The sequence below is a fragment of the Flexivirga aerilata genome, assembly GCF_013002715.1.
Lineage (GTDB): Bacteria > Actinomycetota > Actinomycetes > Actinomycetales > Dermatophilaceae > Flexivirga > Flexivirga aerilata.
This window is the reverse complement of record NZ_JABENB010000003.1, coordinates 502,170-525,557: the sequence shown is the minus strand read 5'-3', so window position 1 is coordinate 525,557 and position 23,388 is coordinate 502,170. Positions and strand designations below refer to the sequence as shown.

The following is a 23,388-nucleotide window of genomic DNA, read 5'->3' as shown; positions in this document are numbered from 1 at the left end:
GGCCATCATGACCGCGACCGACGACCGGTTGCTGCCGGACCGCGATGCGGTCGATCCGAGCAGACCCGTGCTCCGTGCCCGTGCCCCGCTGCGGATCTCGTTCGCCGGCGGCGGCACCGACGTGACGCCGTTCCCGCAGCGTGAGGGCGGCGCGGTGCTGTCCGCGACCATCTCCGCCTTCGCGTTCAGCACGTTGCGCCCGCGCTCGGACGGGGTCATCACCGTCCAGTCGCTGGACTACGGCATGTCGATCGGCTTCGGGGTCGACGACCCGGTCGAGTTCGACGGCAAGCTCGACCTGCCCAAGGCGGCGATCGGGCGGATCCGCAACATCGACGGCGCCCGGCCGTCCGGCGGGTTCGACCTGTTCCTGCACACCCAGGCACCGCCGGGGTCGGGTCTCGGCTCGTCCAGCGCGGTGATGGTCTCGGTGATCGGGCTGGTCGCCCAGCACTGCGGTCTCGACCTCACGCCGTATGACGTGGCCGAGCTCGCCTACCGGCTGGAGCGCGAGGACCTCGGCATCCCCGGCGGCTCGCAGGACCAGTACGCCGCGGCGTTCGGCGGCTTCAACTTCATCGAGTTCAAGCCCGACGAGGTCATCGTCAACCCGCTGCGGGTGCGCGACGACACCGCGCACGAGCTCGAGCACAACATGCTGCTGGCGTTCACCGGCAACACCCGGGTCAGCGACCACATCATCGAGGACCAGCGCAGCCGCTACGAGGGCGGCAACAGCGACGCCCTCGAGGGCCTGCGCGCACAGAAGGTGCTCGCCGAGCGGATGAAGGTCGCCCTGGTCCGCGGCGAGGTCGACGAGTTCGGCCGCATGCTGGGGGAGGCGTGGGCGCAGAAGCGCAAGATGTCAGACCGCATCAGCACCCCGCTGATTGACGAGGCGGTGACCACGGCGCTCGACGCGGGCGCGCTCGGCGGCAAGGTCACCGGCGCGGGCGGCGGCGGCCACCTGATCTTCGTCTGCGAGTTCGAGCGCCGGCACATCGTCGCCCAGGAGTTGTTGCGACTCGGGCTGACCCTGTCGGAGATCACCTTCAGCCAGCACGGAATGACCACCTGGAGAGGACAGCACTGATGCCGACCGGACACGCGCTGCACGACGTCGGGCCCGAGCGGCGGGGGCCCGCGATCGCCATACAGCATCAACAGGGGATCGCCTCCTGGGCCAAGCTGGTCGAGGAGCTGACCGACCCGCGGCTCGTCGAGCAGGTGGACGCGGCCGGCACGGCGCTGCTGAACGCGCTGGTGGAGGGGCACACCCTGCTGGTCGCCGGCAACGGCGGCAGCGCCGCGATCGCCAGCCACATCGCCGCCGAGTTCATCGGCAAGTGCATCCACGATCGTGCGCCGCTGCCCGCGGTCAACCTCGCCGAGTCGCTGAGCTCGATCACCGCGGTCGGCAACGACTACGGCTACGAGGAGACCTTCGCCCGCGGAGTCTCCGCGCTCGGCCGGCCGGGCGACGTGCTGCTCGCGATGAGCACCAGCGGCGCCAGCCCCAACATCCTGCGCGCCCTGCAGGTGGCCCGCGACGCCGGGCTGCGCACCATCGCGCTGACCGGCGCCCGCGGCAGCAACCTGCACGGCGCCGCCGACCACGTGCTGGTCGTGCCGAGCACGGACACCCCGCGCATCCAGGAGGTGCACATGCTGTGGACCCACACCTGGTGCGAGGCGGTCGACGTCGTATGCCGGGAGAGCTGACCACCGCCGAACTCCTCGGTGAGGAGACCGCACCCATCGGGCGGCCGGCCCCCGGCGCACCCTTCGACGTCGTCTTCCTGGACCGCGACGGCACGCTCAACGTGCACCGTCCCGGCTACATCGCCGACCCGGCCGCGCTGGAGCTGCTGCCCGGCGCCGCCGAGGCCGTGCGACGCTGCAACGCGGCCGGGTGCGCGGTCGTGCTGGTCACCAACCAGCGCGGTATGGCGACGGGGCAGTTGTCGCGCGCGCAGCTGCTGGCCGTGCACCGCGCCCTGGCCGAGCGCCTCGGCGCCGCCGGTGCCCACCTGGACGCGATCCAGGTGTGCCCGCACCAGACGGGCACCTGCGACTGCCGCAAGCCGCTGCCCGGTCTGCTGCTGCGCGCGTTCGCCCGCGCCGGCTGGGCACGGCCCGCCCGATGCGTGCTGATCGGCGACCAGCCCGGCGACCTGGAGGCGGCCGCCGCGGCGGGCGTCCCGTCATACCGGGTGGGTCCGGAGGTGCCGCTGCTCGACGTGGTGCGGCACATCGTTTCCGGCTCGCAGCGGACGGTGTGACACAAGTCGCACAGTTCCTGCTACTGTCCGGTAAGTTCCAGATCACACCCCCGGAGGGCCACAGTGCGGAAGTCCGCGATAGTCATCGGTTTCGGTGCGTTCTTCCTGACCATGGCGTTACTGCTGAAGTTCTACGCCTACGACAAACTCGCCGTGATCCCGATGGATCAGAACACCGGCCAGGTTGCGGTCGACAAGAACGCCTACCTCTTCGACGCCGGCACGCTGAAATTCCAGCGCGCGACGTTGACCACGCGCATCACCGCGGTGGTGGACAAACCGGCGAGCGAGGACCACGGCGACAACGTGGTGGTCTTCGACAAGAACCAGTTCTCGACGATCCCGCAGACCAAGACGCCGCAGCAGGCGGTCACCGAGCGGATCGCGGTCGACCGGCACACCGGTCTGCCGGTCAACTGCTGCAACGACTCGCAGAACGGCAAGCCGGTCAAGCACGAGGGCTACACCGTCAAGTTCCCGTTCGGCGTCGACAAGGGCAAGACGTACCAGTACTGGGACGCGTCGATCATGAAGCCGATGGACATGAAGTACGCCGGCACCGACAAGCTCAACGGGCTGAGCGTCTACCGGTTCGAGGGTTCCGTGCCGCGGCAGACCCTCAAGGCGACCCCGACCAAGGACGCCCCCGGTTTCCTCTTCGGCGGAGCGCAGGACAGCCCCGGGGTGACCGCCGACTGGTCCTACTCGGTGGACCGCACGATCTGGGTGGAGCCCGAGACCGGTGCGTTCATCAAGGTCGGTGAGGCGCAGAAGCAGTGGCTGACCAACCCGGCGAACGACAAGTCGGTGCAGGTGCTGACCACCAACTCGATCTTCGACGACGCGACCGTGAAGAAGAACGTTGACGACTACAAGACCAAGTCGATGCAGCTGAAGGCGCTGAAGCTGGCGCCGTGGATCCTCGGCATCCTCGGGGTCCTGCTGCTGATCGGCGGAGTCGTGCTCGCCGCGCTGCTCGGGCGCAACCGCGCCGCCGACCGCCGCGCCGCGGACGACGACTACGCCGACGACCGTGCGTATGACGACGACACCGTCGCGTACGACGACGACCCCGACGCCACCGACGCGGGCCTGCGCTCGTCCCGGCACGCCGCGCGCGACGATCGGTAGGTCGGCGTGCGGGCCGTGGTGACCGGCGGTGCGGGCTTCCTCGGCTCGCACCTGTCGCAGACCCTTGTGGAGCGCGGCGACGAGGTCGTCGCGGTCGACAACTTCTGCACCGGCAGCCCGGCCAACGTCGGGCACCTGCACGACTCGGGCCGGTTCACCCTGCTGGAGCAGGACCTGACCGCCGGCCTGGACGTCGACGGCCCGGTCGACCTGGTGCTGCATTTCGCCAGCCCGGCCTCACCGGTCGACTACCTGCGGATGCCGATCGAGACGCTCCGGGTGGGCTCGGTCGGCACCGGGCACGCGCTCGACCTGGCCCGCGACAAGGGCGCCCGGTTCGTGCTCGCCTCCACCTCCGAGGTGTATGGCGACCCGCAGGTGCACCCGCAGCGCGAGGACTATTGGGGCCACGTCAACCCGGTCGGCCCGCGGGGTGTCTACGACGAGGCCAAGCGCTACGCCGAGGCGCTGACCCTGGCCTACCGCGGCAGCCACGGCGTCGACACCGGCATCGTGCGGATCTTCAACACCTTCGGGCCGCGCATGCGTCCGAACGACGGCCGCGCCATCCCCAACTTCGTGCGGCAGGCGCTGGCCGGCGAGCCGGTGACGGTCGCCGGTGACGGTCTGCAGACCCGGTCGATCTGTTACGTCGACGACCTGGTCGCCGGCATCCTCGCGATGGCGTCGACCGGTCACCCGGGCCCGGTGAACATCGGCAACCCGCACGAGATCTCGATGGTCGATCTCGCGGGATGGATTGTGAAACTTGCCAATTCGGGCTCTGCGGTCACCCACATCGAGCGACCGGTGGACGACCCGACCGTGCGACGCCCGGACACCACGCTCGCTCGCGAGCTGCTCGGCTGGGAGCCGAAGATCCAGATCGAGGACGGCCTGCGGCGCACGATCGGCTGGTTCCGCGACCACGCGGCCGCCGAGCCGGTGCTCTCGCCGGAGGCGACCACCGAGATCCTCACGGGGCACGAGCGCTAAAGGTCCGCCCCGGCGCGGGACGGCTGCTTCTGCGCCACGAAGATGGCCGTGCCGGGGATGATGCGGCCCCGGGTCGGTGACCAGCCACCCCACTCGGCGGTGTTGCGCGCGGGCCATTCCGGCTCGACCAGATCGACCAGCACCAGGCCGGCCGCGGCGATCTCGCGCACCCGGTCGCCGAGGGTGCGGTGGTGCTCGACATACGTGGCGCGGCCGGTGTCGTCCTGCTCGACATACGGCGTGCGGTCGAAGTAGGGGCGGTCGGCGACCAGGCCGGCGACGCCCGGCACGTCGGGAAACGCCCAGCGGATCGGGTGCGTGGTGGAGAAGACCAGCCGGCCGCCGGGCCGCAGCACCCGCGCCGCCTGCGACATCACCGCCGCGCTGTCGGCCACGAACGGGACCGCCCCGTATGCCGTGAAGACCACGTCGAACGACGCGTCGGCGAACGGCAGGGCCATCGCGTCGCACTGGGCGAGCGGCACCGGGCGGGACGCGTCGCGGTCGATGAGCGCCGCCTGGCGCAGCATCCCGGCGGACAGGTCCGTCGCGACCACCCGGGCGCCCTGCCCCTGGACGTAGCGGCCGCCCTGCGCCGCGCCCGCACCGATCTCCAGCACGTCGCGGCCGGCGAGCGGCTCGAGCAGCCGCAGCTCGGACTCGGTCAGCCCCTCCGGACCCCACACCAGGTCGGAATCTCCGAGGAAGTCGCCGTGTTCGGCGTAATAGGGGACGGCCTCGTCGTCCCACCAGCGGCGGTTGGCCGAGCGGGTCTCCTCCCGTCCGGCACCGCGGCGACCGACCCCGAAGCTGTCCATCACGTGCGTCATACCACCACATGTGTCCAGGACACGTGGTCACATGTGGTCACATGTGGTCACGGATCGGCTGGTCACCGCCGGCTTTGACCGGGCTGTGGACGGGTCGGTAGGGTAGAGCAGCGCACGCGTGTGCGCATTTTGCTCGACCATCTGTCCATCAACTAGCCCACCAAAAGGTTTCCTACTACATGACTGCCACCACCACCTCGCCGATCGCTGTCAACGACATCGGGTCGGAGGAGGAGCTGCTCGCCGCCATCGACGCGACGATCAAGCATTTCAATGACGGAGACATCGTCGAGGGTGTCATCGTCAAGGTCGACCGGGACGAGGTCCTGCTCGACATCGGCTACAAGACCGAGGGCGTCATCCCCTCGCGTGAGCTGTCCATCAAGCACGACGTCGACCCCAACGAGGTCGTCGCCGTCGGCGACGACGTCGAGGCCCTGGTTCTCCAGAAGGAGGACAAGGAAGGCCGGCTGATCCTGTCCAAGAAGCGCGCACAGTACGAGCGCGCCTGGGGCACCATCGAGCAGATCAAGGAAGAGGACGGCGTCGTCACCGGCACCGTCATCGAGGTCGTCAAGGGTGGCCTCATCCTCGACATCGGCCTGCGCGGCTTCCTGCCCGCCTCGCTCGTCGAGATGCGCCGGGTGCGCGACCTCCAGCCGTATGTCGGCAAGGAGATCGAGGCCAAGATCATCGAGCTGGACAAGAACCGCAACAACGTGGTGCTGTCCCGCCGCGCGTGGCTGGAGCAGACCCAGAGCGAGGTCCGCACGACCTTCCTCAAGGAGCTGCAGAAGGGTCAGGTCCGCACCGGCGTCGTCAGCAGCATCGTCAACTTCGGTGCGTTCGTCGACCTCGGTGGCGTCGACGGTCTGGTGCACGTCTCGGAGCTGTCCTGGAAGCACATCGACCACCCGAGCGAGGTTGTCGAGGTCGGCGACGAGGTCACCGTCGAGGTGCTGGACGTCGACATGGACCGCGAGCGTGTTTCGCTGTCGCTGAAGGCGACCCAGGAAGACCCGTGGCAGCACTTCGCCCGCACCCACGCCATCGGCCAGGTCGTGCCGGGCAAGGTCACCAAGCTGGTGCCGTTCGGTGCGTTCGTCCGCGTCGAGGACGGCATCGAGGGTCTGGTCCACATCTCCGAGCTGGCCGAGCGCCACGTGGAGCTGCCGGAGCAGGTCGTGCAGGTGGGCCAGGAGATCTTCGTCAAGGTCATCGACATCGACCTCGAGCGTCGCCGCATCTCGCTGAGCCTCAAGCAGGCCAACGACGCCGCCGCGGGCCAGGTCGAGTTCGACCCGACCCTCTACGGCATGGCCGCCGAGTACGACGAGCAGGGCAACTACAAGTACCCCGAGGGCTTCGACCCGGAGTCGGGCGAGTGGCTCGAGGGCTTCGAGTCGCAGCGCGAGAAGTGGGAGAAGCAGTACGCCGAGGCGCACGCCCGCTACGAGGCGCACCAGGCGCAGATCGAGCAGGCGCGCAAGGACGACGCCGAGGCCGTGGCCAACGCCGCGTCCGGTGCGACTTCCTACTCCTCGGAGAGCAGCGACTCCGGCTCGAGCAGCTCCAGCAGCAGCTCGTCCGCCGCGCCGGAGGCCCCGGCCGAGGGCACGCTGGCTTCCGACGAGGCGCTTGCCGCGCTGCGTGAGAAGCTGACCGGCGCCTGATCCGGCTCGCGTGACGCCGAAAGCCCCTGGAAACCGTTGGTTTCCAGGGGCTTTCGCGTTGCTGCTTGGGGGCGGGGCCCGTGGTCTCGTAAGCGACCGTGACGTCATCCGCACTCCCGCTTACGAGATGCGCACGGGCGTGCGCAAGTCGCGACGGTCGCGGGGTGTGCACGCGGCACCGTTCTCGTAAGCGAGGGTGACGCCAGCCGCACTCCCGCTTACGAGACGCGCGGGGGCGTGCAGAAGTCGCGACGGTTGCGGGGTGTGTACGCGGGTCGGGCTGGGGGCGTGCAGAAGTCGCGACGGTCGCGGGCTGCGCACGCGGGCCCGGTCTCGTAAGCGACCGTGACGTCAGCCGCACTTCCGCTTACGAGTCGCGGGGGGCTGGTTGTTCGTCTCGTAAGCGACCGTGACGTCAGCCGCACTTCCGCTTACGAGATGCGCGTCGGCGTGCGCAAGTCGCGACGGTTGCGGGGTGTGCACGCGACGCGCCACCTCCCCACCGCGTCACGTCCCGCGCGGAGCCGCCTTCGGGCGGACGGTGTAGCTCCACGAGATGATGCCGTCGATCACGAGCACGAGCGTCCACAGGCGGGCGGTGTTGAGCAGCACCTCGGTGCGGTTCGCGTCGCCGATCGCCACGATCGCCAGGCCGAGCAGCGCGCAGCCGACGGCCCAGGCGCGCAGGTGCGCGAACCACGCGGAGCGTTCGGCGGCCGCGTGCGCGGCGCCATACCGGGGCTTGGTCGCCGGTGCCGGACCGCCGGCGAAACGGTGGGCGAACCGCTCGTCGGCCCACCGCAGCATCCGGTGGCCGAAGCCGACGGAGACCCCGAGGTAGACCGCCGCCAAGGCGTGCGGCGTGCTCGCGGCGCCGCCGCCACGCAGATCGAGCACGGTCGCGACGAGCAGCACGAGATCGACCGCCGGCGCGAGGGCGAGCAGGACACCGGACAACCGCTTGCGGCGCAACAGATAACGGGCGCTGAGACCGGCGAGCAGGAAGACCCAGAAGCCGATCTCGCACGCGATGATGACCCCGATCAGCATCGGCACGTTCCCTTCGTTTTGTAGTACGACTGTGCTGTAACCACAAAATAGCACGAGTGTGATAAAAAAGCAGCATGCCGAAGGTCGTGGATCATGAGGAGCGCCGCGCGGAGATCGCCGATGGGGTGTGGCGGGTGATCCGCCGGGACGGATACGCCGCGCTGTCGGTGCGCACGGTCGCCGCCGAGACCGGCCGGTCGGTCGGCGCGGTCCGGCACTACTTCGAGGGCCAGGACGCGCTCGTCGCCTTCGCAATGCAGACGCTGGCCGACCGGGTCGGGGAGCGGGTGCGCCGCCTCGGCGCCGACGCGACCGACCTGCCCGGCCTGGTGCGGCTGCTGGAGACCGTGTTGCCACTGGATGCCGCCCGGCGCGCCGAGTCGGAGGTGTGGCTCGCGCTCACCATGGCCGCTCGCACCGACGAGAGCCTCGGCGCGGTATGGCGCCAGGTGCACACCCGGCTCCGCGGTCTCATGGAGTCGTGCGTGCTCACGGTGCAGCAGGTCTACGGGGTCGACCTCGACGTGGCCACCGAGACCACTCGGCTGCACGCGCTCACCGACGGCCTGGCCCTGCACGGCACGCTCGAGCCGCGCCTCGGTGCACGCCGCATCCGGGCTGCGCTCACCGCGCACCTGCAGCAGCTGGCCGGCAGCCCCGCCGCGGCCGTCGACGACTAGAGTCGGCGGCGTGCTCTTCGTGGGACTGACCGGCGGCATCGGCTCCGGCAAATCGACGGTGTCGGCCCGGCTGACCGAGCTCGGCGCCGTCGTGATCGACGCCGATCGGCTGGCGCGCGAGGTCGTCGCGCCGGGCACACCCGGACTTGCAGAGATCGCAGTGCGATTCGGCGACCAGGTGCTCCAGCCGGACGGCTCGCTGGACCGCGCTGCGCTCGGCGCGATCGTCTTCGCCGACCCCGATGCGCGTCGCGACCTGGAGCGCATCACCCACCCGCGCATCGCCGACCTCACCGCGCAGGCGCGCGCCGCCGCACCCCGTGAGGCGATCGTCGTGCACGACATGCCGCTGCTGGTCGAGACCGGTCTCGCCGGCAATTACGACCTGGTGCTGATCGTCGACGCGGCGGAGGACGTGCGGCTGGAGCGGCTGGTGCGCGACCGGGGGATGACGCCGGAGGATGCGCGGGCCCGCATCGCCGCGCAGGCCACCGACGAGCAGCGGCGCGCGGTCGCCGACGTGCTGCTCGACAACAACGGCACGCGTGAGGAGTTGCTCGCGCAGGTGGATTCGCTCTGGCGGGAGCGGCTTGCGCCATACAACGCGAAGCTGGTGGACAAAGCCCGGGAAGCATCCGGAAGTTAACCCCACGTCAGCTGAGAGACCACTATCGTTCACCGGGTGCCCACCCCCGACCGTGACACTTTCCGCTCGTGACCGCGACGCCCCAATCTTCGCCGGCGCCAGTGCGGTCCGGACCACCCGAGCCCGTCGGCGCACCGCCCAAGCGCAGCGGTAGGCCGTACGGCGAATGGCTGCTGGCGGCGCTCCTGCTCCTGCCCAACCTCGCGCTGCTGGTGATCTTCACCTACCGCCCGCTTGCCGACAACATCCGGTTGTCGTTCACCGACTGGAACATCTCGGCGCCGGTCGCGCACTACATCGGCTTCGACAACTACACGACCTGGTGGCACGACCCCAACGCGCACCAGGTGCTGAAGAACACGCTGATCTTCACCGTGGCGACCGTGGGCATCTCGATGGCGCTCGGGCTCGGCCTGGCGATCCTGCTCGACCAGCAGCTGCGCGGCCGCAACCTGGTGCGCTCGGCGATCTTCGCGCCGTTCGTCATCTCCGGTGCCGCGGTCGGCATCGCCTTCCAGTTCGTCTTCGACCCCAACTTCGGGATGATCCGCGACCTGTTCGACCGGGTCGGCCTCTCCGTGCCGGACTTCTACCAGCGACCCGGTTGGGCGCTGTTCATGGTGACCGCGACCTACATCTGGAAGAACCTCGGCTACACATTCGTGATCTACCTTGCCGCGCTGCAGGGGCGGCGCGCCGACCTCGACGAAGCGGCCGAGATCGACGGCGCCTCCGCATGGCGCCGGTTCACCAAAGTCCTTCTGCCACAACTGCGCCCGACGACGTTCTTCCTGTCGATCACCGTGCTGCTCAACTCCGTGCAGGTCTTCGACATCATCAACGTGATGACCCGCGGCGGCCCGCAGGGCTACGGCACGACGACGCTGGTCTACCAGGTCTATCGGGAGACCTTCGTCAACAGCCGGGCGGGGTATGGCGCGACGATCGCGACGATCATGTTCCTGATCCTGCTGGTCGTCACCGTCGTCCAGGTGCGCGTGATGGATCGGGGGATGCGCCGTGACTGAGAACGCTATTACCGGGTTCGAACCCAACGAGAAGCCCGCCGGAGCACACCAGGCCGAGGCCGCGAGCTTCGGCGGCGTCGGGATGAAGATCGCCGGCTACCTCGGCATGGTCGCGATCTTCCTGCTGGTGGCGCTGCCGCTCTTCTGGATCGTGATCACCTCGTTCAAGGAGAAGCCGGACATCTACACCCAGCCGGCGCAGTGGTGGCCGGCGCACCCGACGACCGCGGGCTACAAGTCGGCGACCACCGAGATCGACTTCTGGGCCTTCTTCCGCAACTCGGTGATCATCACCCTGTTGCTGTCGGTCGCCAAGATCGTGCTCGGAGTGATCTCGGCATACGCCTTGTCGTTGTTGCGTTTTCCCGGCCGCAACCTGGTCTTCCTGGTGGTGATCGCCGCGCTGATGGTGCCCAACCAGATCACGGTGATCTCCAACTACGCACTGGTCAGCCAGCTCGGCTGGCGCAACACCTATCAGGGCATCATCATCCCGCTGGCGGGCGTCGCGTTCGGCACCTTCCTGATGCGCAACCAGTTCCTCTCCGTGCCGGGCGAGATCATCGAGGCGGCACGGCTCGACGGCGCCGGTCCGCTGAAGCTGCTGTGGCGGGTGGTCCTGCCGATGTCCTGGCCAACGCTGATCGCGTTCTCGATCATCACCGTCGTCAACGAGTGGAACGAATATCTCTGGCCGTTCCTGATGTCCGACGACAGCCGGGTCGGCACCCTGCCGATCGGTCTCACCCAACTGCAGAACAACGACGGCATCACCAACTGGGGGCCGGTGATGGCGGCGACGGTGCTCGCGATGCTGCCGGTGCTGATCGTCTTCCTCGCCTTGCAACGACACATGATCAAGGGCCTCACCGCCGGTGCGGTCAAGGGCTGAAAACCGTTCACTCTAAGGAGAATCCACATGTCCGACCTCACTCGCCGCGGCTTCCTGGGGGTTGCCGGTGGTGCGGCACTCGCGACCGGTCTGGCCGCCTGCGCCGGCACCGGGTCCGAGGGCAGCAGCTCCGGCAGTGCCAAGGCCGGCGGCTCGTCCAGCACCATCGACTTCTGGAGCAACCACCCCGGGAAGTCGAAGGCGACCGAGCAGAAGATCATCGCCGACTGCGAGAAGGCGAACCCCGGGCTGAAGGTCAAGCTCACCGACGCGGGCAAGGACTACGAGGAGGTTGCGCAGAAGTTCAACGCGGCCCTGGCCGGCGGCAGCCTGCCCGACGTCGTGGTCGCCTCGGACGTGACCTGGTTCAACTTCGCGCTGAACAACCGATTTGCTGACGTGGGAGCGCTTTTCGCGCAGAACGGCCTGTCGACGAGCGACTATGTCGAGGGCCTGTATGCCGACTACCTCTACCAGGGCAAGCACTACGCGATCCCGTACGCCCGCTCGACGGTCGTCTTCTACTACAACAAGGACGTCTTCAAGAAGGCCGGCCTGCCGGACCGGTCGCCGCAGTCGTGGGACGAGTTCACCCAGTGGGCGCCGAAGCTGCAGAGCGCGATCGGCGGTGGCAAGAGCGCGCTGATCCTGGACGACGGCGCCAACTACCTCGACTGGACGTTCCAGGCGATCGCGTGGTCGTACGGCGGCGGCTACTCCAAGGAGTGGACGCCGACCTTCACCGAGGCCGGGACGGTCAAGGCCGGTCAGGTGCTGCAGGACTGGGCGAAGAAGAAGTACGTCAAGACCTCGGCCGACTCGGCGAGCGACTTCAGCGCCGGACTCGGTGCGGTGCTGCTCGAATCCACCGGCAACCTGGGCGGATTCAAGGATCTGCCGTTCGAGCTCGGCGTCGGTTTCGTGCCCGCCCCGGGTGGCGTCAAGTGCTGCCCGACCGGTGGTGCGGGCGTCGCGATCCCGTCGGGTATCTCCGCCGAGCGGCAGAAGAACGCCGCGAAATTCGTGGAGTTCCTGACCAACGCCAAGAACACCGCGACGTTCACCCAGGCGACCGGTTACATGCCCGTGCGCACCTCGGCGCTGCAGGAGCCGTCGGAGGCGGCATACCTGAAGCAGAACCCGAACTTCAAGGTCGCCGTCGACCAGTTGCCGAAGACCCGCCCGCAGGACTACGCCCGCGTGTTCGTGCCGGGTGGCGGGGCCGACATCGGCCAGGCGCTCGACAAGATCGTGGCCGGCTCCGACGTCCGGTCCACGTTCAGCGCGCTGGGCGGCACGATCACCGCGGCATACGACTCCCAGGTGAAGCAGAAGCTGAAGTCGTAACGATGGCATCGGTTTACTTCGACGGGGCGACCCGGGTGCACAAGGGGAACAACCGTCCCTCGGTCGACGGCGTCACGCTGGACATCGAGGACGGTGAGTTCCTGGTGCTGGTCGGCCCGTCCGGCTGCGGGAAGTCCACCACGTTGCGCATGCTCGCCGGCCTCGAGCCGGTGGACGGCGGCCGGGTGCTCATCGACGGGCACGACCAGAAGGGCGTGCGGCCGCGCGACCGCGACGTCGCGATGGTCTTCCAGAGCTACGCGCTCTATCCCAACATGACGGCCGAGGAGAACATGGCGTTCGCCCTGCGCAACGCCGGAGTGAGCAAGGCCGAGGCGCACGAGCGCGTCCTGGAGGCGGCGAAGATCCTGGAGCTGGAGCCGCTGCTCGGGCGCAAACCGGGGCAGCTGTCCGGCGGGCAGCGGCAGCGCGTGGCGATGGGGCGCGCGATCGTGCGCAACCCCAAGGTCTTCTGCATGGACGAGCCGCTGTCCAATCTCGACGCCAAGTTGCGCGTGTCGACCCGCGCCCAAATCGCAGCACTGCAAAGGCGATTGGGCGTCACGACTGTCTACGTCACGCACGACCAGGTTGAGGCGATGACGATGGGTCACCGGGTCGCGGTCCTCAAGGAGGGCGTGCTGCAACAGGTGGACACACCGGAGACGCTCTACGAGCGACCGGTCAACACCTTCGTCGCCGGATTCATCGGCTCTCCCGCGATCAACCTGCTCGACGCCGACGTGCGCGACGGTAGGGCGGAGCTGCTCGGTGCGAGCGTGCCGCTGGACCGTGCCCGGATCGGCGACGCCGGCCGGGTGACGCTCGGCATCCGGCCGGAGTCGTGGACCGTCGCGTCGGAGCTGGAGAAGAACGCCATCCCGTTGCGGGTCGAGCTGGTGGAATCGCTCGGCGCGGAGGTGTTCGTCTACGGGCGGCCCGACGGCGATCCGGACGGGCCGCGCATCACGGTGCGGCTGCCCAAGAGCGGGCGTCCGGAGACCGGCGACCTGATCCGCATCTCGCCGGTGGCGGGGGAGTTGCACCTCTTCGACGCCGCAACCGGCGACCGGAGGTAGTCCCGGGGAACACCCGCTTTTAGTTGTGTGCGTACAATTATTGTATGCGCACAACTAAAATCACCCCGATCGCCGTCTGGCTGGGCCTGATGGCGCTCGTGATGGATCACAAGGGTCTCGCGCAGACGCTGCTGCAGGACGAGATGGCCATGCCGTGGAGCCGCTTCCGGCTGCTGCGGCGCATCGAGGATCACGCCCGCACGCAGCGGGAACTCGCCGAGATGATGCATGTCGACGCGCCGGCGGTGTCCGTGATCGTCGGAGACCTGGTCGAGCGCGGCTACGCCGAGCGGGTCGCGAGCGACACCGACGGCCGGGTGCGGCTGGTGCACATCACCGATGCCGGCCGTGCGCTCCTGGAGCGGTTGCGCGACCTTCCGGGGGTGCTGCCGGCGCCGATCGCAGCACTGTCCGCCGCCGAGCGTCGTGAGCTGGCGCGGCTGATCGACAAGATGCGGGCGGCGGTCGACCAGTGACGGCCCCATCGGCGGACGAGGAGCTCACCCGGCGGCGGCGCCTCGGCATCCTCGCGATCTGCTGCCTCAGTCTCTTCATCGTCGGCGTCGACACGACGGCGGTCAATCTCGCGCTGCCGGCGATCGGTCGCGATCTGTCCGCCAGCGCGAGCCAGCTGCAGTGGGTGATCGACGCCTACACGCTCGTGCTCGCCAGTCTGCTGATGCTCTCCGGCTCGACCGCAGACCGGCTCGGACGGCGCAAGGTCTTCCAGATCGGTCTGCTGATCTTCGGCGTCGGGTCGCTGCTCTGCTCCCTGGCCCAGGACCCGGGCATGCTGATCGCCGCCCGCATACTGCAGGCAGTCGGCGGTTCGATGCTCAACCCGGTGGCGATGTCCATCATCACCAACACTTTCCGCGACCCGCGCGAGCGTGCGCAGGCGATCGGCATGTGGGGCGGAGTCGTGGGGCTGAGCATGGCGCTGGGTCCGGTGATCGGCGGCGCCCTCGTCGACGCCGTGGGCTGGCGGGCGATCTTCTGGCTCAACCTGCCGGTGGTCGTCGCCGCGATCGTGCTCACAGCGCTGTTCGTGCCCGAGTCGCGGGCCGACCGGATGCGGCGCCTGGACCCCGTCGGCCAGCTCCTGGTGATCGTCGCCCTCGCGACCGTCACCTACGCGATCATCGAGGGCCGCGAGCTCGGCTGGACGTCGGTGCCGGTGCTGGGGTGCGTCGCCGTGGCGGTGGCCGCCGGAGCGGCGCTTGCGTCATACGAACTGCGGAGGAGGGAGCCGCTGCTCGACCCCCGCTTCTTCCGCAGCATGCCGTTCAGTGGAGCGGTGTTCAGCGCGGTGATCGGGATGTGCGCGTTTGCCGGGTTCCTCTTCCTGAACACCCTTTATCTGCAAGACGTTCGGGGTATGTCGCCGCTGCAGGCCGGCCTGATGACATTGCCGATGGCGATCGCGATGGCGATCTTCTCACCGGTGTCCGGTCAGCTCGTCGGCTCACGCGGCCCGCGCCTGCCGATGGGCCTGGCCGGCGTCGGAGTCGGGGTGAGCGGGTTGCTCCTGCTCGGCACCGACAACTCGACCTCGTTGTGGTATCTCGGCGTCGCCTATGTGTTGTTCGGCGTCGGCGTCGGCTTCATCAACGCACCGATCACCAATGCCGCGGTGTCCGGCATGCCGCGCGCGCAGGCGGGTGTCGCGGCCGGGATCGCATCGACCAGCCGCCAGGTCGGCACGTCGCTCGGCGTCGCCGTGCTGCCCGCGATCGCGCTCGGCAACCTCGAGGGAGATCTGACGACCGGCCTCGCCGCGGCGTCCCGCGGGGCCTGGGTGGTGGTTGCTCTCTGCGGGATTGCCTTGGTGGCAATCGCTTTCGCGGTCACCAGTGCGCGGGCGCTGCGGACCCGTGACCGGGTGGCCGCGGAGCTCGGCGCATCGTGACCTCGTGGCAGGACGGCGCCGGAGGCCTGGACACGGCAGAAAGGTAGTCTCGAAAGTCCCGGGCAGTGCGGGGAGCCGTTGCACGTCGCGACGAGGCGAAGTAGGAGCAGGGCATGCGTGGTGAATACAAGGTCCCGGGCGGCAAACTCGTCGCGGTCGACGTCGAAGTCGAATCCGGGCGTCTGGCAAGGGTTTCGGTGTCGGGTGACTTCTTCCTCGAGCCGGACGACGCACTCGAGGACATCGACGCAGCGCTGACCGGGTTGCCGGCCGACGCCTCCGTCGACCAGCTCTCCGCCGCCATCACCGGCGCGCTCGACCCGGCCGTGCAGCTGATCGGGTTCAACGCCGACGCCATCGGAGTTGCCGTGCGGCGTGCTCTCGGCAAGGCGACCGGCTGGGACGACCACACCTTCGACGTCATCCCGGCGACCACACTGCCGCCGGTCGAACACGTCGCGCTCGACGAGGTGATCGCCCACGAGGTGGCGGCCGGGACGCGCCGCCCGACCCTGCGCTTCTGGGACTGGGACTCACCGCTGGTGGTGATCGGGTCGTTCCAGAGCTACCGCAACGAGATCGACTCCGATGGTGCCGCGAAGTACGGAATCGACGTGGTGCGAAGGATTTCCGGAGGTGGCGCGATGTTCATGGAGCCGGGCAACACGATCACCTACTCACTCGTCGTGCCATCGTCGATGGTCGAGGGGCTGAGCTTCGAGCGGTCCTATGCCTTCCTCGACGAGTGGGTGATGACCGCGCTGGCCGAGGTCGGCATCAACGCCCACTACGTGCCGCTCAACGACATCGCGTCGGAGAAGGGCAAGATCGGCGGAGCCGCGCAGAAGCGGTTCGCCGACGGTGCCGTGCTGCACCACGTGACGATGGCCTACGACATCGACGCCGACAAGATGCTGGAGGTGCTGCGCATCGGCCGGGAGAAGATGTCGGACAAGGGCACCAAGAGCGCGAACAAGAGGGTCGACCCCATGCGTTCGCAGACCGGTATGGCGCGGGACGCGATCATCGACAGCTTCCGCACGTCGTTCCTCGCCCACTACGCGAGTGCCGAATCGTCATACACCGACGACGAACTCGCCCGCGCTCGCACCCTGGTGGCGGAGAAGTTCGGCACCCCGGAGTGGACCCATCGGGTGCCGTGAGGGTCAGTCGACCCGGCGCATCCAGGTGGCGAGGTCCTTGCGCTGCCGGTCGGAGAAGTGGGCCAGAAACTTCTCCTCGATGGCGGCGGCGTATGGCGGCAGCAACCGGTCGATGAGGGCCCGGCCCTGCGCGGTCAGCTCCGCGTAGGTCTCCCGGCCGTCGTCGGGGGACTTGGTGCGCCGCAACAGGCCCTTGCGCTCCAGGCGTGCCGCGCGATGCGACAGGTGGCTCGGCGACATCAGGACGTGCCCGGCCAGGTCGGACATCCGGGCGCTGTCGCCAAGCTCCGCGAGACCGATCAGCACCCCGAATTCCCCTGTGCTGACTGGCTCTTGGTGCAGCAGCGCGCTGAGGTGATCGTCCATGAGGCGGGAAACGCGCAGGAACTCGCGCCAGGCGTCGCGTCCGTCTCCCTGCAGGCCGTCGGGCAGCATCCGGATCGAGCGCTCCTTCGCGCGGTCGGCGTGGTGCCGCCTCAGAGCAGGCGGCGACGTCCGGAGAGCATACCCAGGGCCAGCGTGCCGCCGCCGACGAGCACGAGGAACCACGGTGCGAGGCCCCAGTCGCCGGTCCACTGGTGCAACAGACCCATGACCACCGGACCGAGCGCCGCGACGCCGTAGCCGACGCACTGCGCCATGCCGGCCAGGTCGCCGGCGGAGTGACCGTCGCGGGTGCGAAGCCCGAAGAACGCGAAACCGAGCGGCATTCCGGCGCCGAGGCCGATGCCGGTGACGAGCACGGCGACCACCAGAGCGGGTCCGGTGAGCAGGACGATGCCGAGCGCGCCGAGGATCTGCAGCGCGCCGATGCCGGCGGCGACCGCGACCTGGTCGGTCGCGCGGGAGGCGAGTGGCGGCACGAGCATCGCGGGCAACAGCCCGATCAGCGTGAAGAGGCTGAGCAGCGTGGCCGCTGACCCGGTCGTCAGTCCCTTGCTGACGAGGATCGGCACGAGCCAGGCGACCGAGGAGTAGAACAGCAGCGACTGCATGCCGAAGAAGAGCGATACCTGCCAGCCGAGCGCTCTGCGCCAGCTGCGTCCGGTCGGCTGGTCATCCGGACCCGGCCGGTGGTGCTCGCGCTCGAAGGGTGCCCACGCCAAGGCCGCCAGCACGGCGACGACGCCGATGCCGGCAAGCCCGGCGTGCCAGCCCCACAGCCGGGTCAGCGGCAACGCCGTCCACGAGCCGAGGGCGCCACCGACGGTCATCATCGAGGTGTAGACGGCGGTCATGGTGCCGACCGATCCCGGGAAGTCACGCCGGATCACCATGGGCAGCAACACGTTCGGCAGGCAGAGGCCTGCGGCGAGCAGCACGGTGCCGGCATACAGCGCCCAGGCGGCGGGGTAGGTGCGCAGCCCGACGCCCACGGCGCTGAGCGCGAAGCCGGCGACGATCGCAATCTCGATGCCCCATCGCCGGCCGAGTGTCGTCGAGAACGGAGAGCAGAGCATGAAGACGACCATCGTGACCGTCGTCAGGGCCCCGATCGCGGTCGGTGACAGTCCATAGGCGTTGCCGATGCGATCGCCGAGCGGACCCACCGCCGTGATGGGCGATCGAGCCGCAAGGCCGGCGATCACGACCGCCGCGACGAGCACAGGGATGCGCCAGGGGTGTGCTCGGCCGATCCGCAGACTCTGGGTGTTGCGCTCCGCGACAGTGCTCATCGACAACCTCTCTTTTGTTGACTGTGTCAACCATAGAGAGACTACTTGTCAGTGTCAATTATCTGTGCGCGTTGGGATTGCCCGTGGAGTGGGAGGTGGTCACATGGGCTCTGACGGATGAGGCACGCCGACGAAAACGGCTGCAGCTCTGCTGTATTCGGCGGCGAGGTCGGTCGGGTCGGTTGCCCGCATGAGCGGGCCCATCACGGCGATCCCGTGTCCGCCCGCAGAGGCGATGTCCGGTGCATCCGCGGGACGCACGCCGCCGATCGCGATCACGGGTGGCGCGCCGGGGAGGCGGACGAAGGCTTCGATGCCCCGTGCACCGAGCGCGGGTCCGTGGCCGGGTTTCGACGCCGACTCGGCGTAAGGACCGGCAAAGACGTAGTCGAGGCCCTCGTCGATCGCGCGACGCAGCTCGTCGGCGTCGTGCGCCGAGCGGCCGACGATCGGCGGCCGGGGCGACGGGAGACGGTCCGACGAGCTGAGCTGGCAGCCGGCTGCGCGCGGATCGGGCGAACGGGTGAAGATCGCTGCCCGGTCCGCGATGTCGCGCCGCATTGTGGCAAGGACTTCGTCGTACTCCGCCTGCGGCAGATCGCGCTCACGCAGGAACACGTTGCGTATGCCGCCGGCCACGCACGCGCCGACGACGTCGGTAAGCCGCCGGCGGCCAACCTGTCGCCGGTCGGTGACCAACATCAGGGACGGCACGGCACTCACCTGCCGACCATCCCGGTGGTCGGTGAGGATGCCCGCGCGAGAGAGCTTCTCGGGATGCGGCCCGCGTCGTGCGCCGCGCGACCGGCGCGGACCGCGTCACGCATCGCCGCCGCCATCAGCTCGGGACGCTCGGCGCGGGTGACGGCGGTCGCCAGTAGCACCGCGGAGCAGCCCAGCTCCATGGCCAGTGCCGCGTCGGATGCCGTGCCGAGACCGGCGTCGAGCACGACCGGGAGCTCGATCTCGCCGCAGATCAGCTCGATCGCGTGCGGATTGCGGATGCCGAGCCCGGAGCCGATGGGCGAGCCGAGCGGCATGACTGCCGCGCAGCCGACGTCGCGCAGCCGACGGGCGACCACGAGGTCGTCCGTGGTGTAGGGCAGCACTCGGAAGCCGTCGTCCACGAGTTGCTCTGCGGCGTCGACGAGTTCGAGCACATCGGGCAGCAGCGTGCGGTCGTCGGCGATCACCTCGAGCTTGACCCAGTCGGTCCGCAACGCCTCCCGCGCGAGTTGCGCGGTGAGCACCGCCTCGCGCGCGGTGCGGCAACCGGCGGTGTTGGGCAGCACCTCCACGCCCGCTGCCTGTATGGCGGGAAGCAGACCACTCGTGGCCGAGGCGCCGGCCCGACGCATGGACACGGTGACGACGTCGGTGCCACTCTCGGCGATGCATGCGGACAGGACCGCCGCCGACGAGACGCCACCCGACCCGAGCAGTAGCCGGCTGGTGAGATTGCGACCCGAGAACTCCCAGGTGTCCGAGGTCATCTCAGCCACCTTGCGCGGGACGGACGATCTCGACCTCGGCGCCGGGGGCGACCGTGGTGGAGTGCCATTGCGAGGACGGGACCACTGCGCCGTCCAGAGCCACGGCGAACCACGCACCGTCCCACCCCTCCGACGCCAGCATGCGGCTGACCGTGGCCTCGGCGGGCAACGGTCGCTCCTCGCCGTTCAGGCGGAAGGTGTCGGCCATCATGAGTCTCCTTCGGTGCGTGCCGCCATGACGCTGTCGGCGACGATGGATGCGGTCAGCGGCGCGAGCAGGAAGCCGTGCCGATAGTGACCGGTGGCGAGGATGAGCCCGGGCATCGGCGAGACGCCCATCGACGGGTGGTTGTCCGCGCTTGCCGGGCGCAGACCGACGCGGTGCGCGGCGATCCGCGCGTCACGCAGCTCTGGCACGAGAGTCGTTGCGGCGCTGAGCAGTTCGAGCGCGGCCCGCACTGTCGGGGCGGTGTCGGCGCCGACGTCGGTGCTCGTGGCACCGACGGTCAGCCGCGTGTCGTCGTGGGGCACCAGATAGACCGGCACGCGGTCGACAACCGCCCGCACCGTGCTCGTCACGGCTGGTGCGGGAAGCTCCAGGTCGATGAGCTCACCCTTGACCGGACGCACGTCGGGCAACGCCGCGGAGGCATCCACGGCCGCCGCGCTGCGCCAGCCGCCGCAGAGCACCACGTGATCGGCAGCAACCAGGCCGTCGGCCAGTTCGACGCCGACGGCCCGGCCGTCGCGGGTCAGCACCCGGCCCTCGGCCTCGACCGTCCGCACAGCGGCTGCGGTCACCGCCGCCCGCAGCGCCGCGAGGGCCTGGCCGCGTTCGACGCAGAGATCGTCGGGCAGCCAGGCCGCTCCGCGCACGGAGGGAGCGAGCGCGGGCTCTTTGCGCCGCAACTCGCGCCGGTCAAGCCGGTCGGCGTCGACGCCCAGGTCGGCGAGGAGCTTCAGCCGCCGCTCGAGACGCAGCTGCTCGTCGCGGTCCGTCGCGACCAGCAGCGTGCCGGTGCGGCGCAGTCCGACCGGCCGGCCGGCGGCGCGCTCCAGGTCGGCGGCGAAGCCCGGCCACTGCGCCTGCGACCGCGAGGTCAGCTCCCACAGCCCGGTTTCGCCGTAGTCGACCTCGGCGGCGGCCGAGATCATCCCGGCTGCCACGGGCGAGCTGCGCCCGGGGAGCGGCACGTCGACCAGCACCACGTCCGCGCCGCGCCGGGCGAGCTCCCAGGCGGCCGACAGCCCGATCACGCCACCGCCGAGAACGGCGACGGAGGTCATTGCGGAAGGGGCGAGATCCGAAGGTGCGGAAGGTGATTGGTCGCCATGGCTTCTCCTTGCGCCGGCATGACCCGGATCAAGTTGGTGACGGTCGGGGCGGCGTCAGCCCCCTCTCAGTCCGGTCCACCGGACTCCCGCGAAGGACATGACGACGCTAACACACCGCCGACGTGCGATCAGGCGGCTGCCGCGCCTCGCATCCGGTCGAGGCGCCCGACCATCGGGCTCGCGGCAACGCCGTGCACTACGACGGACAACGCGATCGTGAAGGCCGCGATGGACCACAGGCGGTCGCTGCCCGGGAAGTCGTGGTGTGCGGTCGCATAGGCCAGGTAGTAGATGGTGCCGATGCCGCGCACGCCGAAGAAGGCAACTGCGATCCGCTCGCGGGGACCGAGGTGGCCGGGACCCGAGAAGTCCTGGGCCTTGCGCTGCCACAACGAGATCCACGCCACCACCGGCCGTACGACGAAGACCAGCAGCACGCCGATCGCGGCGCCGGACAGCGTCAGGTCGCCGAGCAGGCCGTTGGTCAGCGAGGCGCCGATCAGCAGCAGCATGACGAGCGTGAAGAGCCGCTCGAGCCGCTCGATCACACCGTGCATGGCCTCGTGGTATTCGTGGGTCGGGTCCGCCGAGCGCATCGTGACCGCGCACACGAAGACCGACAGGAACGCCCAGCCCTGGGCGATCTCGCCCAGTCCGTAGGAGATGAACGGAGCGGCGACCACGAGGAGCGGGTCGCCCAGCCGGGAGACGCGCAGGTTCTTCGGCGCGCGGAATGCGATGCGTGCCAACGCCATACCGACGATCCAGCCGACGACGACGCCGATCACGGTCCGTGCGATCAGGTCCCACGCGATCCACTGCGGCGCCCAGGACCAGATCGAGCCGCCGGCCAGCACCGCGATCGCGGCGTACAGGAACGGGAAGGCCGCGCCGTCGTTGAGGCCGGCCTCGGAGGTGAGCGCGAAGCGCACCTCGTCCTCCTCGTCGAGCTCGTCCGGGTGCTGGTCGGTGGTGGGCCCTTCGACCTGCACGTCGGCGGCGAGCACCGGATCGGTCGGGGCCAGGGCCGCGGCGAGCAGCAACGCCGTCGCCGGCGCGAGGCCGGCCACCCACCAACCGAGCCACGCGGTCGCCGCGATGGTCAGCGGCATCGCGATGAAGATCAGCCGCCAGGTCGTCGACCACCGCCGCCAGGTCGACCTCGCCCAGGTGAGAGGGCGGTCGAGCGCGAGGCCGACGCCGGTGAGCGCGATCAGCACGGTGATCTCGGAGATGTGCTGGGTGATCTCGGGGTGGTCCAGCGGAGAGAGCGACACACCGTCCGGGAAGGGCAGCAGACCGATCAGGCCGCCGAAGGCGACCAGGACCAGCGGCGCCGAGATCGCCCGGCCCGCCACGAGATTGGGCAGCACGACACCGAGCAACAAGCCGATGCCGAGCAGCAGGAAGGTGAGGCCCTCAACCACGGCCGAGCAGGGTGCCGCCGTTGACCTGCAGGATCTGCCCGGTCGTCCAGCCCGCGTCCGGCGACGCGAGGTAGGCGACGGCCTCCGCGACCTCGTCCGGTGTGCCGGCCCGGCCCATCGGGATGGTCCCGACCCTGGACGCGGCGAGGTCCGGGTCGGCGGCGAGTCGCTCGGCCCAGAACTCGGTATCCGGGACGAATCCGGGTGCGACCGCGTTGGCGGTGATCCCTTCGGAGGCCAGCGAATTCGCCAGGTCGAGCACCCACGCGTTGACCGCGGCCTTGGCCGCGCCGTAGGACCCTGAGCCGCGCAGGGCGGCGATCGAGCTCATCGCCACGATCCGGCCGCCAGGCCGCGCGAAGTGCGGCAGGAGGGCATGGGTGAGCAGCACCGCGGACAGCACGTTGCCGTCGAAGTCGGCGCGCCAGGCATGGGCGATGGCAGTGAGATCACCGTCCGCTCCTACCCCGTAGTTGCCCCCGGCATTCGCCACCAGCACGTCGATGGCGGGACCGCCGGCGAGATCGTCGGCGAGTTGCTGCACGGTCGCCGCGTCGGTGAGGTCGCAGCTGCGTGTCGTGACGTCGGCCTGCTCGTCGACCGCGCGGAGCTCGTCGGCGGCGGACTGCAGGACGTCCGCGCGCCGGCCGACGAGGATGAGTTCGGGTTCTTCGACGAGGAGGCGGTGGGCCACGGCGCGACCGATGCCGGTGCCGCCGCCGGTGATGATGATGCGTCGCGTCATACGTCC

Annotated in this window: 25 protein-coding genes and 1 riboswitch; of the genes, 15 read left to right on the top strand and 10 right to left on the bottom strand. The window is 69.5% G+C overall.

Annotation, left to right across the window (positions count from 1 at the left end; translation table 11 throughout):
• The first annotated feature begins 7 nt into the window (after positions 1 to 7).
• The 5 genes from HJ588_RS18085 (at position 8) to HJ588_RS18065 (ending at position 4,409) form a co-directional block, all read left to right on the top strand.
• A complete protein-coding gene (locus HJ588_RS18085; protein ID WP_171158252.1) occupies positions 8 to 1,093 on the top strand; it encodes a GHMP family kinase ATP-binding protein in 1,086 nt (361 codons plus the stop codon).
• Positions 1,093 to 1,722 carry a D-sedoheptulose-7-phosphate isomerase gene (locus tag HJ588_RS18080; protein WP_171158250.1) on the top strand — a complete coding sequence of 210 codons (630 nt, stop codon included), beginning with the start codon at positions 1,093 to 1,095 and terminating at the stop codon, positions 1,720 to 1,722. Before HJ588_RS18085 ends, HJ588_RS18080 begins: the two co-directional genes overlap by 1 nt.
• Positions 1,707 to 2,282, top strand: a complete 576-nt coding sequence (locus tag HJ588_RS18075) for a D-glycero-alpha-D-manno-heptose-1,7-bisphosphate 7-phosphatase (RefSeq protein ID WP_171158248.1) — start codon at positions 1,707 to 1,709, stop codon at positions 2,280 to 2,282. The genes HJ588_RS18080 and HJ588_RS18075 overlap by 16 nt, the downstream gene beginning before the upstream one ends.
• Positions 2,283 to 2,345: 63 nt before the next feature.
• Positions 2,346 to 3,413, top strand: a complete 1,068-nt coding sequence (gene pgfA, locus HJ588_RS18070; RefSeq protein WP_171158246.1) for a cell envelope lipid trafficking protein PgfA — start codon at positions 2,346 to 2,348, stop codon at positions 3,411 to 3,413.
• Between the two features lie 6 nt (positions 3,414 to 3,419).
• The gene (locus tag HJ588_RS18065; protein ID WP_171158243.1) at positions 3,420 to 4,409 is read left to right on the top strand and encodes an NAD-dependent epimerase/dehydratase family protein; all 990 of its coding nucleotides are present in this window, start codon (positions 3,420 to 3,422) and stop codon (positions 4,407 to 4,409) included.
• Here the strand turns inward: HJ588_RS18065 and HJ588_RS18060 are convergent.
• The gene (locus HJ588_RS18060) at positions 4,406 to 5,239 is read right to left on the bottom strand and encodes a class I SAM-dependent methyltransferase (RefSeq protein ID WP_246242755.1); all 834 of its coding nucleotides are present in this window, start codon (positions 5,237 to 5,239) and stop codon (positions 4,406 to 4,408) included. The genes HJ588_RS18065 and HJ588_RS18060 overlap by 4 nt on opposite strands.
• Before the next feature lie 179 nt (positions 5,240 to 5,418).
• Here HJ588_RS18060 and rpsA point away from each other — a divergent pair, with 179 nt between their 5' ends.
• Positions 5,419 to 6,912: a 30S ribosomal protein S1 gene (rpsA, locus tag HJ588_RS18055; protein WP_171158241.1), complete on the top strand. Its 1,494-nt coding sequence runs from the start codon at positions 5,419 to 5,421 to the stop codon at positions 6,910 to 6,912.
• A 507-nt stretch (positions 6,913 to 7,419) separates the two neighbouring features.
• Here rpsA and HJ588_RS18050 read toward each other — a convergent pair.
• Positions 7,420 to 7,962, bottom strand: coding sequence for a hypothetical protein (locus tag HJ588_RS18050; RefSeq protein WP_171158608.1), 543 nt, complete (start codon positions 7,960 to 7,962; stop codon positions 7,420 to 7,422).
• 74 nt (positions 7,963 to 8,036) lie between these two features.
• Here HJ588_RS18050 and HJ588_RS18045 point away from each other — a divergent pair, with 74 nt between their 5' ends.
• From HJ588_RS18045 to lplAB, 9 genes are all read left to right on the top strand, one after another.
• A complete protein-coding gene (locus HJ588_RS18045) occupies positions 8,037 to 8,642 on the top strand; it encodes a TetR/AcrR family transcriptional regulator (protein ID WP_171158239.1) in 606 nt (201 codons plus the stop codon).
• 10 nt (positions 8,643 to 8,652) lie between these two features.
• Positions 8,653 to 9,288, top strand: coding sequence for a dephospho-CoA kinase (gene coaE / locus HJ588_RS18040; protein ID WP_171158237.1), 636 nt, complete (start codon positions 8,653 to 8,655; stop codon positions 9,286 to 9,288).
• 68 nt (positions 9,289 to 9,356) lie between these two features.
• Positions 9,357 to 10,316 (top strand): carbohydrate ABC transporter permease, encoded by a 960-nt coding sequence (locus HJ588_RS18035; protein WP_343036790.1) that lies wholly within the window; start codon positions 9,357 to 9,359, stop codon positions 10,314 to 10,316.
• Positions 10,309 to 11,208, top strand: a complete 900-nt coding sequence (locus HJ588_RS18030; protein ID WP_343036789.1) for a carbohydrate ABC transporter permease — start codon at positions 10,309 to 10,311, stop codon at positions 11,206 to 11,208. Before HJ588_RS18035 ends, HJ588_RS18030 begins: the two co-directional genes overlap by 8 nt.
• Before the next feature lie 27 nt (positions 11,209 to 11,235).
• Entirely contained in the window at positions 11,236 to 12,555 is a 1,320-nt protein-coding gene (locus HJ588_RS18025; protein ID WP_171158234.1) for an ABC transporter substrate-binding protein, read from the top strand.
• Between the two features lie 2 nt (positions 12,556 to 12,557).
• Positions 12,558 to 13,634, top strand: coding sequence for an ABC transporter ATP-binding protein (locus HJ588_RS18020; protein ID WP_171158233.1), 1,077 nt, complete (start codon positions 12,558 to 12,560; stop codon positions 13,632 to 13,634).
• Between the two features lie 44 nt (positions 13,635 to 13,678).
• The gene (locus tag HJ588_RS18015; protein ID WP_171158231.1) at positions 13,679 to 14,110 is read left to right on the top strand and encodes a MarR family winged helix-turn-helix transcriptional regulator; all 432 of its coding nucleotides are present in this window, start codon (positions 13,679 to 13,681) and stop codon (positions 14,108 to 14,110) included.
• The gene (locus HJ588_RS18010; RefSeq protein ID WP_171158229.1) at positions 14,107 to 15,543 is read left to right on the top strand and encodes a DHA2 family efflux MFS transporter permease subunit; all 1,437 of its coding nucleotides are present in this window, start codon (positions 14,107 to 14,109) and stop codon (positions 15,541 to 15,543) included. Before HJ588_RS18015 ends, HJ588_RS18010 begins: the two co-directional genes overlap by 4 nt.
• Positions 15,544 to 15,656: 113 nt before the next feature.
• Complete coding sequence (lplAB, locus tag HJ588_RS18005) at positions 15,657 to 16,706, top strand: lipoate-protein ligase LplAB (protein ID WP_171158227.1); 1,050 nt, start codon at positions 15,657 to 15,659, stop codon at positions 16,704 to 16,706.
• A 3-nt stretch (positions 16,707 to 16,709) separates the two neighbouring features.
• On the opposite strand, the gene HJ588_RS18000 is transcribed toward lplAB, so the two are convergent.
• The 8 genes from HJ588_RS18000 to HJ588_RS17965 form a co-directional block, all read right to left on the bottom strand.
• On the bottom strand, positions 16,710 to 17,141 hold the full coding sequence (locus HJ588_RS18000; protein ID WP_171158225.1) for a MarR family winged helix-turn-helix transcriptional regulator: 432 nt from the start codon (positions 17,139 to 17,141) through the stop codon (positions 16,710 to 16,712).
• A 41-nt stretch (positions 17,142 to 17,182) separates the two neighbouring features.
• Entirely contained in the window at positions 17,183 to 18,382 is a 1,200-nt protein-coding gene (locus tag HJ588_RS17995; RefSeq protein WP_171158222.1) for an MFS transporter, read from the bottom strand.
• A gap of 99 nt (positions 18,383 to 18,481) precedes the next feature.
• Entirely contained in the window at positions 18,482 to 19,096 is a 615-nt protein-coding gene (locus tag HJ588_RS17990; RefSeq protein ID WP_171158220.1) for a thiamine phosphate synthase, read from the bottom strand.
• A 5-nt stretch (positions 19,097 to 19,101) separates the two neighbouring features.
• Positions 19,102 to 19,875 (bottom strand): thiazole synthase, encoded by a 774-nt coding sequence (thiG, locus tag HJ588_RS17985; RefSeq protein WP_171158218.1) that lies wholly within the window; start codon positions 19,873 to 19,875, stop codon positions 19,102 to 19,104.
• Between the two features lies 1 nt (position 19,876).
• On the bottom strand, positions 19,877 to 20,086 hold the full coding sequence (gene thiS, locus HJ588_RS17980) for a sulfur carrier protein ThiS (protein WP_246242754.1): 210 nt from the start codon (positions 20,084 to 20,086) through the stop codon (positions 19,877 to 19,879).
• A complete protein-coding gene (gene thiO / locus HJ588_RS17975; RefSeq protein WP_171158215.1) occupies positions 20,083 to 21,162 on the bottom strand; it encodes a glycine oxidase ThiO in 1,080 nt (359 codons plus the stop codon). Before thiO ends, thiS begins: the two co-directional genes overlap by 4 nt.
• 36 nt (positions 21,163 to 21,198) lie before the next feature.
• Positions 21,199 to 21,310: riboswitch (TPP riboswitch) on the bottom strand.
• 28 nt (positions 21,311 to 21,338) lie between these two features.
• The gene (locus tag HJ588_RS17970) at positions 21,339 to 22,637 is read right to left on the bottom strand and encodes a cation:proton antiporter domain-containing protein (protein WP_171158213.1); all 1,299 of its coding nucleotides are present in this window, start codon (positions 22,635 to 22,637) and stop codon (positions 21,339 to 21,341) included.
• A complete protein-coding gene (locus tag HJ588_RS17965) occupies positions 22,630 to 23,382 on the bottom strand; it encodes an SDR family NAD(P)-dependent oxidoreductase (RefSeq protein ID WP_171158210.1) in 753 nt (250 codons plus the stop codon). The genes HJ588_RS17970 and HJ588_RS17965 overlap by 8 nt, the downstream gene beginning before the upstream one ends.
• Between the last annotated feature and the right edge of the window lie 6 nt (positions 23,383 to 23,388).

Bases quoted from the DNA above. Each gene is read 5' to 3' on its own strand.
- HJ588_RS18085 (WP_171158252.1), top strand. From the start codon at position 8: ATGACCGCGACCGACGACCGGTTGCTGCCGGACCGCGATGCGGTCGAT.
- HJ588_RS18080 (WP_171158250.1), top strand. From the start codon at position 1,093: ATGCCGACCGGACACGCGCTGCACGACGTCGGGCCCGAGCGGCGGGGG.
- HJ588_RS18075 (WP_171158248.1), top strand. From the start codon at position 1,707: ATGCCGGGAGAGCTGACCACCGCCGAACTCCTCGGTGAGGAGACCGCA.
- HJ588_RS18060 (WP_246242755.1), bottom strand. From the start codon at position 5,239: ATGACGCACGTGATGGACAGCTTCGGGGTCGGTCGCCGCGGTGCCGGA.
- rpsA (WP_171158241.1), top strand. From the start codon at position 5,419: ATGACTGCCACCACCACCTCGCCGATCGCTGTCAACGACATCGGGTCG.
- HJ588_RS18050 (WP_171158608.1), bottom strand. From the start codon at position 7,962: ATGCTGATCGGGGTCATCATCGCGTGCGAGATCGGCTTCTGGGTCTTC.
- HJ588_RS18045 (WP_171158239.1), top strand. From the start codon at position 8,037: ATGCCGAAGGTCGTGGATCATGAGGAGCGCCGCGCGGAGATCGCCGAT.
- HJ588_RS18025 (WP_171158234.1), top strand. From the start codon at position 11,236: ATGTCCGACCTCACTCGCCGCGGCTTCCTGGGGGTTGCCGGTGGTGCG.
- HJ588_RS18020 (WP_171158233.1), top strand. From the start codon at position 12,558: ATGGCATCGGTTTACTTCGACGGGGCGACCCGGGTGCACAAGGGGAAC.
- HJ588_RS18015 (WP_171158231.1), top strand. From the start codon at position 13,679: ATGCGCACAACTAAAATCACCCCGATCGCCGTCTGGCTGGGCCTGATG.
- lplAB (WP_171158227.1), top strand. From the start codon at position 15,657: ATGCGTGGTGAATACAAGGTCCCGGGCGGCAAACTCGTCGCGGTCGAC.
- HJ588_RS18000 (WP_171158225.1), bottom strand. From the start codon at position 17,141: ATGCTGCCCGACGGCCTGCAGGGAGACGGACGCGACGCCTGGCGCGAG.
- HJ588_RS17995 (WP_171158222.1), bottom strand. From the start codon at position 18,382: ATGAGCACTGTCGCGGAGCGCAACACCCAGAGTCTGCGGATCGGCCGA.
- thiG (WP_171158218.1), bottom strand. From the start codon at position 19,875: ATGACCTCGGACACCTGGGAGTTCTCGGGTCGCAATCTCACCAGCCGG.
- thiS (WP_246242754.1), bottom strand. From the start codon at position 20,086: ATGATGGCCGACACCTTCCGCCTGAACGGCGAGGAGCGACCGTTGCCC.
- thiO (WP_171158215.1), bottom strand. From the start codon at position 21,162: ATGACCTCCGTCGCCGTTCTCGGCGGTGGCGTGATCGGGCTGTCGGCC.
- HJ588_RS17965 (WP_171158210.1), bottom strand. From the start codon at position 23,382: ATGACGCGACGCATCATCATCACCGGCGGCGGCACCGGCATCGGTCGC.